The 15,725-nt window shown below is 31.6% G+C and carries 18 protein-coding genes and 2 tRNA genes; all 20 read right to left on the minus strand.

Annotation, left to right across the window (positions count from 1 at the left end; all coding sequences use genetic code 11):
* Positions 1 to 81: 81 nt before the first annotated feature.
* Positions 82 to 594: an adenine phosphoribosyltransferase gene (locus PHE88_07015; GenBank protein MDD5687565.1), complete on the minus strand. Its 513-nt coding sequence runs from the start codon at positions 592 to 594 to the stop codon at positions 82 to 84.
* Positions 595 to 693: 99 nt separating this feature from the next.
* Entirely contained in the window at positions 694 to 1,536 is an 843-nt protein-coding gene (locus PHE88_07020) for an RNA polymerase sigma factor RpoD/SigA (GenBank protein MDD5687566.1), read from the minus strand.
* A gap of 12 nt (positions 1,537 to 1,548) precedes the next feature.
* Positions 1,549 to 1,824, minus strand: coding sequence for an acylphosphatase (locus tag PHE88_07025; protein MDD5687567.1), 276 nt, complete (start codon positions 1,822 to 1,824; stop codon positions 1,549 to 1,551).
* A 65-nt stretch (positions 1,825 to 1,889) separates the two neighbouring features.
* Positions 1,890 to 1,963 (minus strand) — tRNA-Pro (locus PHE88_07030).
* A gap of 94 nt (positions 1,964 to 2,057) precedes the next feature.
* A tRNA-Pro gene (locus PHE88_07035) sits at positions 2,058 to 2,129 on the minus strand.
* 249 nt (positions 2,130 to 2,378) lie between these two features.
* On the minus strand, positions 2,379 to 3,023 hold the full coding sequence (locus PHE88_07040; protein MDD5687568.1) for a DedA family protein: 645 nt from the start codon (positions 3,021 to 3,023) through the stop codon (positions 2,379 to 2,381).
* A 1-nt stretch (position 3,024) separates the two neighbouring features.
* Positions 3,025 to 3,669: a protein-L-isoaspartate(D-aspartate) O-methyltransferase gene (locus PHE88_07045; protein ID MDD5687569.1), complete on the minus strand. Its 645-nt coding sequence runs from the start codon at positions 3,667 to 3,669 to the stop codon at positions 3,025 to 3,027.
* Entirely contained in the window at positions 3,669 to 4,019 is a 351-nt protein-coding gene (locus PHE88_07050) for a MerR family transcriptional regulator (GenBank protein MDD5687570.1), read from the minus strand. The genes PHE88_07045 and PHE88_07050 overlap by 1 nt, the downstream gene beginning before the upstream one ends.
* Before the next feature lie 120 nt (positions 4,020 to 4,139).
* Positions 4,140 to 4,400 carry an HU family DNA-binding protein gene (locus PHE88_07055; protein ID MDD5687571.1) on the minus strand — a complete coding sequence of 87 codons (261 nt, stop codon included), beginning with the start codon at positions 4,398 to 4,400 and terminating at the stop codon, positions 4,140 to 4,142.
* 3 nt (positions 4,401 to 4,403) lie between these two features.
* Positions 4,404 to 5,384 carry an NAD(P)-dependent glycerol-3-phosphate dehydrogenase gene (locus PHE88_07060; GenBank protein MDD5687572.1) on the minus strand — a complete coding sequence of 327 codons (981 nt, stop codon included), beginning with the start codon at positions 5,382 to 5,384 and terminating at the stop codon, positions 4,404 to 4,406.
* Between the two features lies 1 nt (position 5,385).
* Positions 5,386 to 5,961, minus strand: coding sequence for a glycerol-3-phosphate 1-O-acyltransferase PlsY (gene plsY / locus PHE88_07065; protein MDD5687573.1), 576 nt, complete (start codon positions 5,959 to 5,961; stop codon positions 5,386 to 5,388).
* Positions 5,958 to 6,485: a CDP-alcohol phosphatidyltransferase family protein gene (locus PHE88_07070; GenBank protein ID MDD5687574.1), complete on the minus strand. Its 528-nt coding sequence runs from the start codon at positions 6,483 to 6,485 to the stop codon at positions 5,958 to 5,960. Before PHE88_07070 ends, plsY begins: the two co-directional genes overlap by 4 nt.
* Positions 6,482 to 7,723, minus strand: a complete 1,242-nt coding sequence (hflX, locus tag PHE88_07075; GenBank protein ID MDD5687575.1) for a GTPase HflX — start codon at positions 7,721 to 7,723, stop codon at positions 6,482 to 6,484. The genes PHE88_07070 and hflX overlap by 4 nt, the downstream gene beginning before the upstream one ends.
* The gene (miaA, locus tag PHE88_07080) at positions 7,716 to 8,642 is read right to left on the minus strand and encodes a tRNA (adenosine(37)-N6)-dimethylallyltransferase MiaA (GenBank protein ID MDD5687576.1); all 927 of its coding nucleotides are present in this window, start codon (positions 8,640 to 8,642) and stop codon (positions 7,716 to 7,718) included. Before miaA ends, hflX begins: the two co-directional genes overlap by 8 nt.
* Positions 8,639 to 10,342, minus strand: coding sequence for a DNA mismatch repair endonuclease MutL (mutL, locus tag PHE88_07085; GenBank protein MDD5687577.1), 1,704 nt, complete (start codon positions 10,340 to 10,342; stop codon positions 8,639 to 8,641). The genes miaA and mutL overlap by 4 nt, the downstream gene beginning before the upstream one ends.
* Positions 10,343 to 10,347: 5 nt before the next feature.
* On the minus strand, positions 10,348 to 10,791 hold the full coding sequence (locus PHE88_07090; GenBank protein MDD5687578.1) for a PilZ domain-containing protein: 444 nt from the start codon (positions 10,789 to 10,791) through the stop codon (positions 10,348 to 10,350).
* The gene (gene mutS, locus PHE88_07095) at positions 10,775 to 13,351 is read right to left on the minus strand and encodes a DNA mismatch repair protein MutS (protein ID MDD5687579.1); all 2,577 of its coding nucleotides are present in this window, start codon (positions 13,349 to 13,351) and stop codon (positions 10,775 to 10,777) included. The genes PHE88_07090 and mutS overlap by 17 nt, the downstream gene beginning before the upstream one ends.
* 176 nt (positions 13,352 to 13,527) lie before the next feature.
* Positions 13,528 to 14,652, minus strand: a complete 1,125-nt coding sequence (gene miaB, locus PHE88_07100; GenBank protein ID MDD5687580.1) for a tRNA (N6-isopentenyl adenosine(37)-C2)-methylthiotransferase MiaB — start codon at positions 14,650 to 14,652, stop codon at positions 13,528 to 13,530.
* The gene (locus PHE88_07105) at positions 14,636 to 14,920 is read right to left on the minus strand and encodes a GIY-YIG nuclease family protein (GenBank protein MDD5687581.1); all 285 of its coding nucleotides are present in this window, start codon (positions 14,918 to 14,920) and stop codon (positions 14,636 to 14,638) included. The genes miaB and PHE88_07105 overlap by 17 nt, the downstream gene beginning before the upstream one ends.
* A gap of 6 nt (positions 14,921 to 14,926) precedes the next feature.
* Complete coding sequence (locus tag PHE88_07110; protein MDD5687582.1) at positions 14,927 to 15,490, minus strand: nitroreductase; 564 nt, start codon at positions 15,488 to 15,490, stop codon at positions 14,927 to 14,929.
* Positions 15,491 to 15,725 lie beyond the last annotated feature (235 nt).

Genomic DNA, 15,725 nt, shown 5'->3' on the forward strand with positions numbered 1-15,725 from the left:
AATTAAAAGATTTAAAGATTCAAAGATTAATATCATTCTAATATTTCCAATCTTTCAATCTTTCCAATTTTTTAATCGCCTTTAATACTTTATCAGGGAAAATATTTCGTAGTTTTTCAGTTTTTCGTATGGATTCAAAAATGAAAGTTCTATTAAAAAACAAAGTCCTGATATTTTACCGCCAAGTTTTTCAATTAACGAACATACTGCTTTTGCAGTTCCGCCTGTAGCTAAGACATCATCAACAATTAATATATTTTCATCTTTTTCTATAGCATCTTCATGAATTTCAAGAATATCAGTGCCATATTCAAGTTGATATTCTTCTTTTATCGTTTTGTAAGGTAGTTTCCCTTTTTTTCTTATCGGCACAAAACCGCAATTTAATTTTATAGCAAGTGCTGAACCAAACATAAATCCTCGTGACTCCATAGAAACAATCTTATCTATTTTAATATTCTTGTATTTCTTTGCCATATTGTTTATAGCAGATTTAAACGCTTTAGCGTTTTTTAACAATGGAGTTATATCTTTAAAAACGATCCCTTGTTTAGGAAAATCCGGCACATCACGTATAAACTTATTAAGATTCATTTTACCTCCTCCTTTTTTAATTGTTTTTTGTTTTATTGCTATAGTGTTGCTAATAAGAACACAAGAACGTTAGAACGCAAGAACACTATTATATTTACATCACATTTCTTCTTTTTCAAAAAATCTTAATTTAACAACTGCTTGTTTTATTTTTTCAAATGCTTTTACTTCAATTTGACGGATTCTTTCACGTGTTAGATTAATTATTTTCCCTACTTCTTCAAGAGTATGTGGAATTTCTCCATCTAAACCAAACCTTAAAATTATAACTTTTTTTTCTTTTGGTGTAAGTTTTTCTAAAACTGTTTCCATTTGTTTTGTTATCATTAAGTATTTTATGAAAATAGTCGGATCGTCTTTGTCGCCGTCAGAAATTACATCCGATAAAGAGATTGATTCATCTTCATCAATTTTTACATCAAGAGAAGTTACGGATTTTGAAACTTCCAGATTTTCCAAAAGGCGCAAAATATCTTCAGGTGAAAGTTTTAATCTTTTTGCAACTTCTTTAGATGTCGGGGTCCTGCCAAGTTTTTGCTTTAACCTGTCAAATTCTGTCAACCATTTTCTCAATTGAGTCATTACATGCTCGGGAATCCTGATTGTTTTGAGCTGTGAAGATACATATCTGGAAATACATTGTGTTATCCAAAAAGTTGCATATGTTGAAAAATAATATCCTTTCCTTAAGTCGAATTTCTCGGTTGCTTTCATCAACCCTATATTTCCTTCTTCAATTAAATCTGAAAATGGTATGCCGGGTCTATAATATCTTCTTGCTATTGGAACTACAAGACGTAGATTTCCTTCAATCATTCTTTTCTTTGCATTTTTATCACCTTTTGCAATTCTAGGAACTAAAATTTCAATCTCTCTTTTAGTAATTCTTGGGATTTTTTTAATTGTTGCAAAGTAAAGTTTTACAGGGTCAAGTATGTCCATAGTTCACCTCACTTAAAATGTAATTTTAAAATCTTTGAATTCGTTATTTATAATTGTTACTTTTTTTATATTCATATCATTAACTTTCGCAAATGGATGTTCAGTTTTTATTGATTCTATAAAATCCTTAAGACTATTTTCCTCGCCTTCTGCAATAATCTTTACGCTCCCGTCAGAAACATTTTCTACATACCCGGTTATTCCTAATTTATTTGCTACCTTAACAACAAAATATCTATAACCAACCCCTTGCACTTCACCGAATACCGCTATTTCATACTTAAACATTAGATTTTTTTTAATATGAACAGAACATAAGAACTAAAGAACACAAGAATGCCTTATATTTTATATCGGGGCGACTGGACTTGAACCAGCGGCCTTACGGTCCCGAACCGTACGCTCTAGCCAACTGAGCTACGCCCCGCCATTTAATAGAAACAGCGTTCTCAAGTTCTTAAGTTCTCAAGTTCTTGAGAACACTAGAACACAAGAGCATAAGAACGATTTTATATTCCATATCGGGGTGACAGGACTTGAACCTGCGACGACTCGCACCCCAAGCGAGTGCCCTACCACTGGGCCACACCCCGAGTATCACTCAGGAACAAATTTCTTTGAAACACCTGCCTACCGGCAGGCAGGCTCGAAACGAACTCGTTCTACAATTTGCTCCTGGAACAAATAAGTCGCAAATTTAGGTTCTGCAGAAATTTTTCCTTCATTCTTTTTGTTATAAGAATTTTTTTTAACCAAAAATTCTTAGCTTTTTTAAAAACCATGAGCAACATTGTAAATAAATTAAAATATTTGTCAATATGTTTTTTTCAAAATAGCTAATTTTATGATAAATTTGCTTTTTTACTCTTTATATATTCATATATTATAGGTATAATAGATATCAAAATTATCATGAAAATTACTATTGTAAAATTTTCCTTAACACGGGGTATATTTCCAAAAAAATAACCGCCAAACATAAACAAAGATACCCATGCAATTCCTCCGGTTATATTGTATAATATAAATTTTGAATAAGTCATAGTTCCAACACCTGCCATAAAAGGTGCAAATGTTCTTATAATAGGAACAAATCTGGCTAAAATTATAGTTTTTCCTCCATATTTAGCATAAAATTTCTCAGTTCTTTCAATGTATTCCTTTTTTATAAAACGCATTTTTTTCTTTTGAATAGTTTCCGGACCTAAAAAGTTTCCTATCCAATAATTCACAGTATCACCTAAAATTGCCGCTATAACTATAAAAATAAATAGTGGTATTATATTTAGAGATCCTGCTGCTGCTAATGTTCCTACAACAAAAATTAGCGAGTCTCCCGGAAGAAATGGAGTTACAACCAATCCTGTTTCACAAAATACAATTAAAAATAGAATAAGATATACCCACATGCCATAATTTTCAATTAGCAATACAAGATACTTATCTAAATGTAACAACACATTAACAAAATTTATTATTAATTCCATATCAACTTACCCCATATTTGCCTATAAGTGGAACAAAAACCACTTTACCATAATTCTGTATTTTTAATTCATTATTTGTTTTATTTCCGACTATTAAATATTGCGAAAATCTGTCTCCTACTGGAATTACAATTCTTCCGCCATCTGCAAGTTGATCAACAAGTGGCTGTGGAATATTTTCACCTCCAGCTGTTACTATAATCCTGTCATATGGTGCATATTCCTTTAGTCCCTCTGTTCCATCAGAATTGAATAAAAAGATATTTTTATAGCCAAGATCTTCAAAAATATGTTTTGCTTTATTATAAAGCGTTAAAATTCTCTCAACAGAATAAACTACATCTGAAAGTTCTGATAATATCGCTGTTTGGTAACCGGAACCTGTTCCAATTTCCAAAACTTTTTCATCTCCGGTAAGGGAAAGCAACTCTGTCATTAGTGCTACAATGTAAGGCTGAGAAATTGTTTGTCCTTCTTCAATTGGAAGCGGGTGGTCACTATAGGCTTCATCATAATATTTTTTGTCAATAAATTTTTCTCTTGGAATTTTTGCTATTGCTCCAATTACTTTTTTATTAGTTATTCCTCTTATAATAATTTGGTTTTCTATCATCTCCTTCCGTAATTGTTTGAAATCTTTAATCATCATTTTAGAAGGTTATAAATAATTTCTAATTCCTTTTTTGCCTTTCTCAACAAATCAACAGAGATTGTCTCTTTCCCGAAATCCAACTCTAACTCTTTTTTTCTTTTCCTCTTTTCCTCTATTAAATATTTTTTTGTTCCGGCGATTGTAAATCCTTTTATATAAAGTAAATCTTTAATTTTAAGAATTAAATCAACATCAGTTCTAATATATTTTCTTTGCCCGGAAGTTCCTCTAGCCGGTCTTAAAATACGAAATTCCTGTTCCCAGTATCGCAGGATATACGACTTAACACCTGTTACCTTTTCTACTTCACCAATCGAAAAATAATTTTTATCTTCTAATTCCATAACGAACTCACGAATGAAATATCACGAATTTGTTTCACGAATGTTCACTAATAATACATAAGCAGTTATTCGTATCCATTCGTGATGTTTGCCTTCATTCGTGTTCCTTTATTCGTGACTTTACTCTAATGGTGTTTCCGATGCTTTAAATCGTATGACTCGTTTTGATTTTATTTTTATAATTTCTTTTGTTTTTGGATTTCTTACTCTTCTTTCTTTTCGCATTTTAGCATACAGAGTACCAATACCTTTCAGGTGTACTTTATCGCCTTTTACAATAGAATTTTTAACTGCAATTAAAAATTCTTCAAAAGCGTCTTGTGCTTCTTTTCTACAACATGTCCTTTTTGCCATTGATTCAATTATCTCTTTTTTATCCATTTTTTATTCCGGTTTTGCACTTCTTGACATGAGTGATATGATTGCTTTTTCAGGATCTTTATTCTCAAATATTATTTTATGTACTTCATTTGTTATAGGCATTTCAATTTTCAATTTCTTCGCCAGTTTCACAACAGCTTTTGTAGTAAATACACCTTCAACAGTCATGCCTATTTTTTTTATTGCATCATCTGTTTTTAAACCACTGCCCACAAGCTCGCCAAAACTTTCATTCCTGGATTTTTTTGAAAAAGATGTCATTACCAAATCACCTAAACCCGAAAGTCCTGAAAAAGTTTCTTTTTTTGCACCACACTTAACCCCTAAACGTACAAGCTCAACGAGTCCCCGCGTTATAATTGCTGCCGTAGTATTATCTCCTAATCCTTTTCCTCTTGCTATTCCACAAGCAATCGCTATAACATTTTTAAGTGCACCGCCAATCTCAACACCTGTAATATCTGAATTTGTATAAATTTTTAAATATTTTGATAAAAATATTTTTTGAATAATCAGAGTTCTATTTTGTTCACCGGCAGCTACAATTGTTGTAGGAAGTTTTTGAGCCACCTCAATGGCAAAACTTGGTCCTGATAAAACAACTATATTTTTTGTGCCTAATTCTTCTCTGACTATTTCAGAGAGCCGTTTACCGGTTTTAATCTCAAGTCCTTTACTTGCAATAACAAAAATTTGTGTTTTATTTGTGTATTTTAGTATTTCTCTTAGAGTAGCTCTCATTACTTGTGACGGAATAACTAATAATATTACTTCAGCATCTTCAATAATCGAAATAATATTGTTTGTTATGAATATTTTCTCACTAAGATTTATATGTGGAAAAAACATAGGATATCTGTGTCGCTTTATATAAGCAATACGCGATTCATCAAATTCCCACAATGATACATTATGCCCATTTTCATATAAATGTTGCGCTAATGTTGCCCCCCATGCACCTGCCCCAAGCACTGATATTTTCATATTAATTTTCTACTCCACCTAATATTTTCCGAATGTTTGATTTATGTCTCCACACTATAATAAATGCAAGTAATATAGCGATAAGTACTAAAATCAGCGATTCTTTCAATACGTATAAAAAAATAGGTAGCGATATTGCAGCAGATATTGAACCTAAAGCTACATATTTGGTTATAATCAAAACAACAACAAAAACAATAACAGCAAGAACAGCTGAAAGAGGTGCAAGTCCTAAAAATATTCCACAACCGGTTGCTACACCTTTACCTCCTTTGAACCTTAAAAACGGTGTCCAAATATGTCCTAAAACCGCTAAAAAACCGGAAATTACAGGGATAATAAGTAAATTATCGGAAAATAATTTTTTACTTATAAATACCGGAAAGAAACCTTTTAAGACGTCAATAACAAATGTTATTATTCCTGGTTTTTTACCAAGTGTTCTATATACATTTGTCGCTCCGGGATTGCCGCTACCATAATTCCGGATATCAATCCCATAAAAAATCTTTGAAATTAAATAGGCTGTCGGTATAGAACCGAATAAAAATGACAGCAATAAAATTAAAAATATCACTTTTTTTCAATCTCCTTAATTCCTGAAAAAGTATAATTCAAAGTTGAAATAATAATTACAAAAAGCATTAAATAAATTATTGTATTTATTGTCCTTGGAAAAATATTAATAAGTATAGAAAATATAACCACCATTTCCAAAACTGTTGTGGCTTTACCAAAGAATGTCGGTGAAACAACTGAATTCCCTGTAATATGAAATCTCAGCCACCATCCCAGAAAAACTATTATATCTTTTGTAATTACTACTATTGGTATCCATAATGGTATCTTTTTAAGCGCTGCAAAAACTATAAAAGAACTGATTAAAAGAAATTTATCTGCAATAGGATCTAAAAGAGCACCTAATTGTGTCCGCTTTTTCATTACCCTTGCCAGCATTCCATCAAAAAAATCCGTCAATATACAAAAAGCGAATATGAAAACCGGAAGCCACTTGTTTTCTGCTAACACAGAAATAACAAATACAGGGACTGCTATTATTCTTAAAACTGTTAGAGTATTCGGCAATGTAAGGTTTTTCATATATTATGTGATAAATATTTTTCTATTTGCCCCCAATTTTTTTTATCAATAAGAATTTCCAATTCTGTACAATTTTTAAAAGACTTATACTTTAATATTTTACTTACAGATTTTAGTTTATTAATAATTGATAACGATTTATAAGGTACGGATATTTTTCTGTATTCAAGTTTCGCTTCCAATTGCTTGTCAATTAAATAAAGTAACCTATCAACTCCGAAACCGGTAGATGCAGAAATATTAATATAGTTATCGGTATTATTGTTTTTAATCTCCACAATATCACATTTGTTATAAACATTTAATATAGGTAAATTGTCAGCTCCTATTTCTTTCAAAACAGATAATACTATGCTTTCACATTCATTGTGATTTGGATTGGAAATATCAATAAGATGAACAATTAAATCAGATTCTGTTATTTCCTCGATTGTTGATTTAAAAGCTGCTATTAATTGATGTGGCAATTTTTTTATAAAACCAACTGTATCAGTAAACAATACCCATCTTTGGCTCAACAATTTAACTTTTCTTGTAGTTGCATCAAGAGTAGAAAAAAGTCTATCATCTGCATATACATTATTTTTCTTTGTAAGGTGGTTAAGTAAAGTAGACTTGCCGGCATTTGTATAACCCACTAAAGAAACTATCGGGATAGGGACTTCGTGTCTTCTTGATCTCTGAATTTCACGATGGCATTTAATTTTTCCAATTTCTTTTTTTAAATAAGAAATTCTATCGCGTATTTTTCTTCTATCGATTTCTATTTTTTTCTCTCCAAATCCTGCCCGTACTCCTATATTTCCAACTTGCTGAGCCATGGATTTTTCTTTACCTGTCAGCCGTGACAGATTATAATTTTTTTCAGCAAGTTCTATTTGAAGTTTTGCTTCTTGTGTCCTTGCGCGTTGGGCAAAAATATCAAGAATTAACCGGGTTCTGTCTATAACTTTTACATCAATTATGTTTTCAAGATTTTTCTGTTGAGTAGGCGTCAAATTATCATCAAATATTACTATATCAATATTTTCACTTTCACATATTTTTTTTATTTCTAAAACTTTTCCTGATCCTATAAAGAATTTAGAATCCGGTGATTTCTTATTTTGTAAAACCGTTTTTGTTGTAATTATCCCTCTAGTGTAAGCAAGTTGCTTTAATTCTTCTATCGAATTATCGAAATTATTTTTAGTATTGGCATTTACACCGATTAAGAGTGCTTTTTCTTTTTTAATCACAATTTTGTATTATATCAGATTTGTTTATGTAATTCAATATTTTTTTTACAGGATTATCTTTAACATCTATCCATAAAATTCGTTTATCTTTATTGAACCATGTCATCTGCCTTTTTGCATAATGTCTGGTATTTTGTTTTATCATCTCAATAGCTCTTTCTTTTGAACAAATATTCTTTATATACCCAAGAAGCTCTTTATAACCTATAGTTGTATTGATAATGTCATTCTTCAATGAATACTTTTTAATTACATTTTTAACTTCTCTAATTAATCCTTTTTTTATCATTTCATCAACACGTTCATTAATCCTTTTATAAAGTTCTTCTCTGGATAATTTAAGCCCGAATATAATGTATTTATAATCGCTTTTTTTAGTTTCTTTTCTTAATTCTGAATATTTTTTGCCTGTAATAAGACATATTTCCAATGCACGCATGACACGTATCGGGTTGTTTTTATCAATTGTTGCGGCAGTTACAGGGTCCAATTTTGCAAGTTTTTTATAAAGAGCTTTTAAACCTGTTTTTCTATAAAAATTAGATATTTCTTTTCGGACTATTTTATCAGCAGGAACTTCAATTAAACCATCAGTTAATGCTTTAGCATAAAGACCGGTTCCACCAACAATTACCGGTATTTTTTTTCTATCTAATATATTTTTTATTTTTCTGTTTGCTAATTTAACAAACTGTCCTGCATTAAAACTGCAATTTGGTTTGATAATGTTTATTAAATTATATTTAATTGATTGAACCTGATTTTTAGTTGGTTTACTTGTTCCAATGTTTAAGTGTTTATAAATTTGGCGGGAATCAGCTGAAATAATTTCACCGTTTATTGTTTTTGCTAACTTAATTGCAATATCTGTCTTTCCTGATGCAGTCGGACCTACAATTAAAATTATCCCATTTTTCATTTTCTTAGAAATCTTTTATCAATCTCATCTTTCGTGAGTTGAATAATGGTAGGTCTTCCATGAGGGCAGGTGTATGGGTTTGAACATTTAAATAATTCGTCCAAAAGTTTGCTTACTTCCATTTCAGACAGTTTGTCACCTGATTTAATTGCAGTTTTACAGGCTGTTTTTATCAGGTTTTCGGTTATTTCATCTGAAGTATCGCTTATTTCTCCGGACTTCTTTTTTCTTATGACTTCTGCAATTATAACATCAATTGATACATCACCTATAATTGCCGGAACTGACTTTACAACAAAAGTATTTTTCCCAAATTCTTCTATTTCAAATCCCAAATTTTCCAAATTATCCTTTAATCCTTGCAAAATATTGAATTCTTTTGGTGATAATTCAATATTTACTGGAATTAACAGATGTTGTATTTCCAATGTTTTCTTATTTATTTGTCTTTTAAACTTTTCATAAAGAATTTTTTCTTGTGCTGCATGTTGGTCTATTATCAACAAATTTCCATTATCTTCAATTAGAATATATAACTCAAATATTCTTCCTATATATTTAACTTGCAGGGGTTTACTTTCAGCACTATCTTTTGTTTGCCTAACAGAGAATTCCTGTGCGATATATTCAGCAGATTTTGAAGAAATATTCCTGGCATAATCTGATACCGGCTTAGATATGTCAATCTTGCTTGCTACAGCAGGTATAGATTCTTTTGTTAGAATTCGCGAGCGAATTGCCTGGTAGACTAATGAATAAACTGCATTTTCATCTTTAAACTTAATTTCTCTTTTTGTAGGATGAACATTTACGTCTATTGATTCCGGATTAATTTCAAAAAATAAGAACATTGCAGGATTTTCTTTCTTCTTTAAATATTCCTCGTAACCATTTTTCACTGCACTAACTATTATTCTTGAATTTACCGGTCTTCTGTTAATAAATACAAAAGAACGATTCCTGTTTAGAAATGTTTTTTCAGGTTTGCTTACAAATCCGCAAATAGAAATCTGCTCGTGTTTGAGCTCAATACTTAAAAGTTCGCGTATAAACTCATTTCCAAAAATCTGTGCTAACCGTACTTCTAAATTGTCCGCAGGTGAATATGTGAAAACTTCTTTGTCATCAGAAATAAGTCGAAAATAAACATTATAATATGAGATTGCATATTCTGTGATTAATGATATTATTTTATTTTTTTCAGTTGTCTCAGATTTAAGAAATTTTAATCTTGCAGGCACATTCATGAAAATATTTTTCACTTCTACCGTTGTCCCGCAAGGTGCCCCGATTTCAGATAGATTAACAACGTTGCCATTCTCGATTTTAATAGAACTTGCTACATTTGAATCATTTGTTCTTGTAACAATTTCCATGTTAGATATTGACGCTATTGAAGGTAATGCTTCGCCTCTAAAACCTAAAGTATAAATTTTCTCTAAATCTGTTATATCAGATATTTTACTGGTAGAATGTCTCTTGATTGATAAAACTGCATCTTCTTTTGTCATTCCACAGCCATCATCTGAAACTGAAATTAACTCTTTACCGCTTTTTTTTATCATTATCGTAATATATTTTGCATTCGCATCTAATGAATTTTCAACCAATTCTTTAACAACTGAGGCGGGTCTCTCTATTACTTCCCCTGCTGCAATCTTATTTACAATATCTAAAGGCAAAATTTTTATTCTATTCATTTTTTTTAAAATGTCTTTTTTATTGGTTTTTGACAATGATCAAAATATCCGCAATCTTTTTTACATGCTGATTTATCGCCTAAAACAATTCTCATTTGACAAGCATCGAAATCATCAGCCATTCTTCTTAATTTGTTATCTATCTCTTTAGTAATATTTAGAAATTGAAACCCGATTACATATGAACCTTCCTTATTTTCACATCTGACGATTTTTGCTTCAATATTTTCAATTTTTAAATCCCTCAATACAAATGAAATAAGAAGTTTTTGCCCGATAGCTAAAGGAGCGAATGTAAAAAGAGCCATACCGCCTGCTGAAAGATTAGCCATAATTGCAGGGAGTGCTGTCTCATTAGACATATTCCCTGTTTTAATAAGCACTGGTTTTACAAGATGATACAACACAGGGAATCTTTTAAATCTTCTTTTTTCATTTATTGTAGTCACTTATCCTCCTCTTCCAATCGTAAATTTTCTGTAATGCGTCTTTTGGAGATAACCCGTCAGGATTGATTTCACTGATTTCTTTTAATATTGGTGATTTTTCCGGTATTTTAATATCAACATTCTCAAACAATTCCGATTGTTTATTGTTTTTATCTTTATAGTTTTTTTCAAAGAAACCAAGCAGTTCATCTGCACGTTTTATGACTTTTTGTGGAAGTCCTGCAAGTTTTGCAACATGAATACCGTAAGATTTATCCGCGGAACCGTCAATAATCTTGTGAAGAAACATTACGTCGCCTTTCCATTCCTTTACAGAAACATTCAGGTTTATAACTTCATTATGGATATTAGATAATTCTGTTAATTCAAAATAATGGGTTGCAAAAAGTACTTTTGCACCGACAGGTCTGATATATTCGATGGTCGCCCAGGCAATAGCTATTCCATCAAATGTTGATGTCCCGCGTCCTACTTCATCAAGCAAAATATAACTCTTGGCGGTAGCATTACTTAAAATATTTGCTACCTCTTTCATTTCAACCATAAATGTTGATTCACCCGATGTTATGCGGTCCGATGCACCTATTCTTGTAAATACTGAATCAACAATTCCAATTTCTGCTTTTTTTGCCGGCACATAACTTCCCATCTGTGCCATTATTATTATGAGGGCTGTCTGTCTTAAATATGTTGACTTCCCCGACATATTAGGTCCTGTAATTATAGCAATTCTTTTATCAGTGTCAAGCAAAAGGTCATTCGGTACGAATTGCCCACCTAAAAATCTTTCAATTACCGGGTGTCTGCCGTCGGTTATATTAATAGCATTACCTGAATTAACATATGGTTTTACATATTTGTTTTCTGATGCAAGTTCAGCCAATGCCGAAAACATATCAATACCTGCAATTGCTTTTGCATTAACTTGTATTATTTCTACATTTTCCAATATTTGCAGTCTTATTTGCAGGAATATTTCATATTCCAAAGCAGATATCTTTTCTTCTGCACCTAAAATCATTGATTCCTTTTGTTTTAATGCTTCAGTTATAAATCTTTCACCGGTAGCTATTGTTTGTTTTCTTACATAATCCGGAGGTACTTTATCAAGATTTGTCTTAGTTACTTCTATGTAATAACCAAAAACTGAATTGTATCTGACTTTCAGCGATTGTATCTGTGTTCTTTGTTTTTCTTCTACTTCATACTTTGCAATCCAATTTTTTGCATTTTTGGATATAAATTTCAATTCATCTAATCCTTCATTATAATTGTCCTTAATAAGCCCTCCCTCTTTAATTGTTGGAGGAGGTTCATCAACTACTGACTTTTCAATTAATGATACAACATCATCAAGTGTTTTTAAATTCAAAAAATGATTCCGTATTATTTCAGAGTCACCCAAAAATTTTGATGATTGTAATACATTAGAAATTCTTTCTTTAATTTGCGGGATAGTCATCAAGCTTTTTTTAAGTGCTACCAAATCTCTGCCGTTAGCAGTTTGTGCAGTAATTCTTGAAAGTAGCCGTTCAATATCCTGACAATTTTTAAGTATTTCCCGTATTTCCATTCGTAAGAGACCATTATTAAGAAAAAACTCAATTGCGTCCTGCCTTTCAGAAATAACCTTTATATCTAATAGTGGTTCTAAAATTGATTTTCTTAGAAACCGGGCGCCCATTGAAGTAACAGTTTTATCCATTACCTCAAAAAGCGAACCGCTTCTGGATGCAGAAGCTAAACCTTCTACAAGTTCAAGATTTTTAATTGCCAAATCGTCTAATATCATAAAATCATTATTAGAAGTCTTTTTTATGTTTTTTATGTTACTTAAAAGGTTAGGTTGAGTTTTTTCAATATAAGCTATAATTGCCGAACAAACTGATGCAGAAGAGTCAGTTTCAAACAATTCCTTATCAGATTGTGGATATTTTTCCCTGACAGTTAACGGAGAAAAATTAATATTATCAATAAAATTTAAAATTGCTTTTCCTGTTTTTATTGATTTAGTTAAATTAGTGTTTTCCTTTTCCGATTTTGGAAGTAATATTTCCGAAGGTGTAAATCTCGCCAGCTGTAAATTTAATTTTCTATATTGGGGGTCATCTGAGATTATTTGGTAGGAAAACTCCCCGGTAGAAATATCCACAAAAGCAATAGTGAAAATATTTTCAAAAGGATAGATTGCACATAGATAATTATTTGTTTTTGCTTCAAGAAGATTTTCTTCTAACACTGTCCCTGAAGTAATTACCCTGACAACATCCCTTTTAACAAGTCCTTTCACTTTAGAAGGATCTTCCATCTGCTCACAAATTGCTACACTATACCCTTCTTTGATTAGCTTGGCAATATAAAATTTAGATGAATGATGAGGGATACCGCACATTGGTACTTTCTGCCTTGCGGTAAGCGTAAGCCGTAAAACCCTGGAAGCAAGTTTTGCATCTTCGTAAAACATTTCATAAAAATCCCCGAGCCGGAAAAATAGAATTGAATCTTTATGATTGTCTTTAAGCTGCTGGTACTGCTGCATTAAAGGAGTTAATTTAGACATAGAGTATTACAATAAGCTTTTTTTATAAAAATCAATTTTTGAACGATATAGATGTTTTTAGCTTAAAAAATCGTTAAGTCCACCATTGATTCAGTGGCGGATAGATTTTTTAAGCGTTAAAAAAACATCGTTTAGTGAAAAAATGTGATTTTCATAAAAGTAGATAGATTTAACTTTTATCTATCATAGAATATACTGTTCAATTTTGCAAGTCGTTTCTTTTTTACTTCAAGAGGCACATCGTCTTCCATAGCATATGCTTTGGTGTTTTCTCTCGGTGAATATTTAAACGTGAATGCCGAAGCAAACTTCACTTTTTTAACAAGTTTAAGCGTATCATTGAAATCTTTTTCGGTTTCTGTCGGGAAACCGACAATTATGTCGGTTGTAAAAGATACATCTTTAATTTTTTTCTGCATTTTTTCTATAATTGACATATATTTCTTAACTGTGTATTTTCTATTCATCAGCTTCAGTATCCTGTCGGAACCCGACTGTACGGGCAGGTGTATCTGGCGGACTACTTTCCCGCAATCATCAATTGCATCAATGATTTTGTTAGACATATCTTTAGGATGACTGGTCATAAATTTTATTTTTTTTATTTCCGGAATTTCTTCCACTTTTAAAAGCAAATCAGCAAAATCCATTTTATGGAATTTATAACTATTTACATTTTGTCCCAATAGTGTTATTTCTTGTTTGCCCATATCAGTAAGCATTTTAATGTCTGATAGTATGTCATCAAGAGACCTTGATTTTTCAGGACCACGCACAAACGGAACTATACAATATGAACAGAAATTAGAACAACCTAATGTAATTGTTACAAATTCTGAAAGATTCTCACATTTTCCTGTATTTGAAGATTTAGAAGTTTCCAATAATTGCAATAATTTCACCGTATCATTTGCAGGAATAAATCCATCAAGATATGAAAATCTTTTTTTAAGGTCTTCTTTTAAACGAGAAGCAACACATCCTGCAATAAAAATCTTCAATTTTGGATTCTTTTTTTTTAATTTTCTTGTCTCTCCCAAGTAACTCAAAGCCCTGTCTTCAGCATGTTGTCTTACCGTACACGTATTTATAATTATAATATCCGCATTTTCCGGTTTTTCAGCTGGCAAATAGCCCCTTCCCAAAAGCAACTTTCCCATAGAATCCGAATCCGCTATATTCATTTGACATCCAAAAGTTTTAACATAAAACTTTTGGATGTCACCCCCCCGCCTAGATTTGCTAACGCAAATCTGGGGGGGTATAAGTCTTTGCGGTATATCTTTATTTATCTTTTTCATATACCCTTATCAATTCTTCTTTCTCTTTTCTAGTATAAGTTTTTATTTCCCTTTCCGCATTCAACGCACTCTTATAATATCTATATTTCTTTGCATATACTAAACTTATCGGTCCCTTCCCCTTCAGATACTTAGCCCCTCCCTTACCGCTATCATGTTGCTCAAGTCTGCGTTCAAGGTTGTTTGTATATCCGGTATAATAAGTCCCATGAGCACATTGAACTATATAAACAAAGAACCTATCTTCTCTTTTAATCGGTTTTCTCAATTGCATTTATATCCATTTTATCTCTGGTTTTTTCTTTGGCATAGAATCAGGAAAATCCCCTTTAGGATAACCTAGCAAAATAGGACCATATACTTTTTCACTTTCTTTTAATTCAAGTGCTTTTCTCACCTCTTGTTCATCCCGTACTAATTGTCCAAAAAATACCCAGCAACTGCCTATGTCAAATGAACGAGCGGACAACATTATGTTTTCGCATACCATTGAACAATCACAATCACTTGTCATCCCTGTTCCAATAACGAATACAACAACGGGAGCAGAATAATATACGGGATCTTCAACACTGTCATCAATAACTTTTCGCATTTCTTTTAATGATTGAGAAGCATTTGTCATCCAATTTTTATAACGGGGCAATGCAAGAGTAGTTAGTTTCTTTCTGAATTTTTCATCAGTAATTACAACAAATCTCCATGCTTGCGCATTTCCACCTGTTGGAGCTAGATTTCCAGCATCAATTATTATCTCCAATATATCTTTTGGAATTGGCTTAGAGTCATAATGTCTTACTGACCTTCTTTTTTTAATAGTTTCAATTACTGAATTCATACAAGTCATCCTCCTTATGTCACAGATTTTACTTTCCATTTTTCGAAGATTGATATTTTCTTTGCACTCCTCTTGAAATTATATCTAAAAAAGTGAATAAATTGTTGTATTTTTCGTGATTTTCATCATTTTTAGGTTTTACAATTCCAGAAATATTCAATGGTTTTAACTTTTCGTCTCTCTCCAATATTGAGGTGCCGATTTAGCACCTCAATAGTTCTTAGCATTTTGAACC

The sequence above is a fragment of the Elusimicrobiota bacterium genome, from assembly GCA_028718185.1.
Classification (GTDB): domain Bacteria; phylum Elusimicrobiota; class UBA8919; order UBA8919; family UBA8919; genus JAQUMH01.

Excerpts from the sequence above, each read along its gene's own strand:
- PHE88_07015 (MDD5687565.1), bottom strand. The coding sequence starts at position 594 with ATGAATCTTAATAAGTTTATACGTGATGTGCCGGATTTTCCTAAACAA.
- PHE88_07020 (MDD5687566.1), bottom strand. The coding sequence starts at position 1,536 with ATGGACATACTTGACCCTGTAAAACTTTACTTTGCAACAATTAAAAAA.
- PHE88_07025 (MDD5687567.1), bottom strand. The coding sequence starts at position 1,824 with ATGTTTAAGTATGAAATAGCGGTATTCGGTGAAGTGCAAGGGGTTGGT.
- PHE88_07040 (MDD5687568.1), bottom strand. The coding sequence starts at position 3,023 with ATGGAATTAATAATAAATTTTGTTAATGTGTTGTTACATTTAGATAAG.
- PHE88_07045 (MDD5687569.1), bottom strand. The coding sequence starts at position 3,669 with ATGATTAAAGATTTCAAACAATTACGGAAGGAGATGATAGAAAACCAA.
- PHE88_07050 (MDD5687570.1), bottom strand. The coding sequence starts at position 4,019 with ATGGAATTAGAAGATAAAAATTATTTTTCGATTGGTGAAGTAGAAAAG.
- PHE88_07055 (MDD5687571.1), bottom strand. The coding sequence starts at position 4,400 with ATGGATAAAAAAGAGATAATTGAATCAATGGCAAAAAGGACATGTTGT.
- PHE88_07060 (MDD5687572.1), bottom strand. The coding sequence starts at position 5,384 with ATGAAAATATCAGTGCTTGGGGCAGGTGCATGGGGGGCAACATTAGCG.
- PHE88_07070 (MDD5687574.1), bottom strand. The coding sequence starts at position 6,485 with ATGAAAAACCTTACATTGCCGAATACTCTAACAGTTTTAAGAATAATA.
- miaA (MDD5687576.1), bottom strand. The coding sequence starts at position 8,642 with ATGAAAAATGGGATAATTTTAATTGTAGGTCCGACTGCATCAGGAAAG.
- mutL (MDD5687577.1), bottom strand. The coding sequence starts at position 10,342 with ATGAATAGAATAAAAATTTTGCCTTTAGATATTGTAAATAAGATTGCA.
- mutS (MDD5687579.1), bottom strand. The coding sequence starts at position 13,351 with ATGTCTAAATTAACTCCTTTAATGCAGCAGTACCAGCAGCTTAAAGAC.
- miaB (MDD5687580.1), bottom strand. The coding sequence starts at position 14,652 with ATGAAAAAGATAAATAAAGATATACCGCAAAGACTTATACCCCCCCAG.
- PHE88_07110 (MDD5687582.1), bottom strand. The coding sequence starts at position 15,490 with ATGAATTCAGTAATTGAAACTATTAAAAAAAGAAGGTCAGTAAGACAT.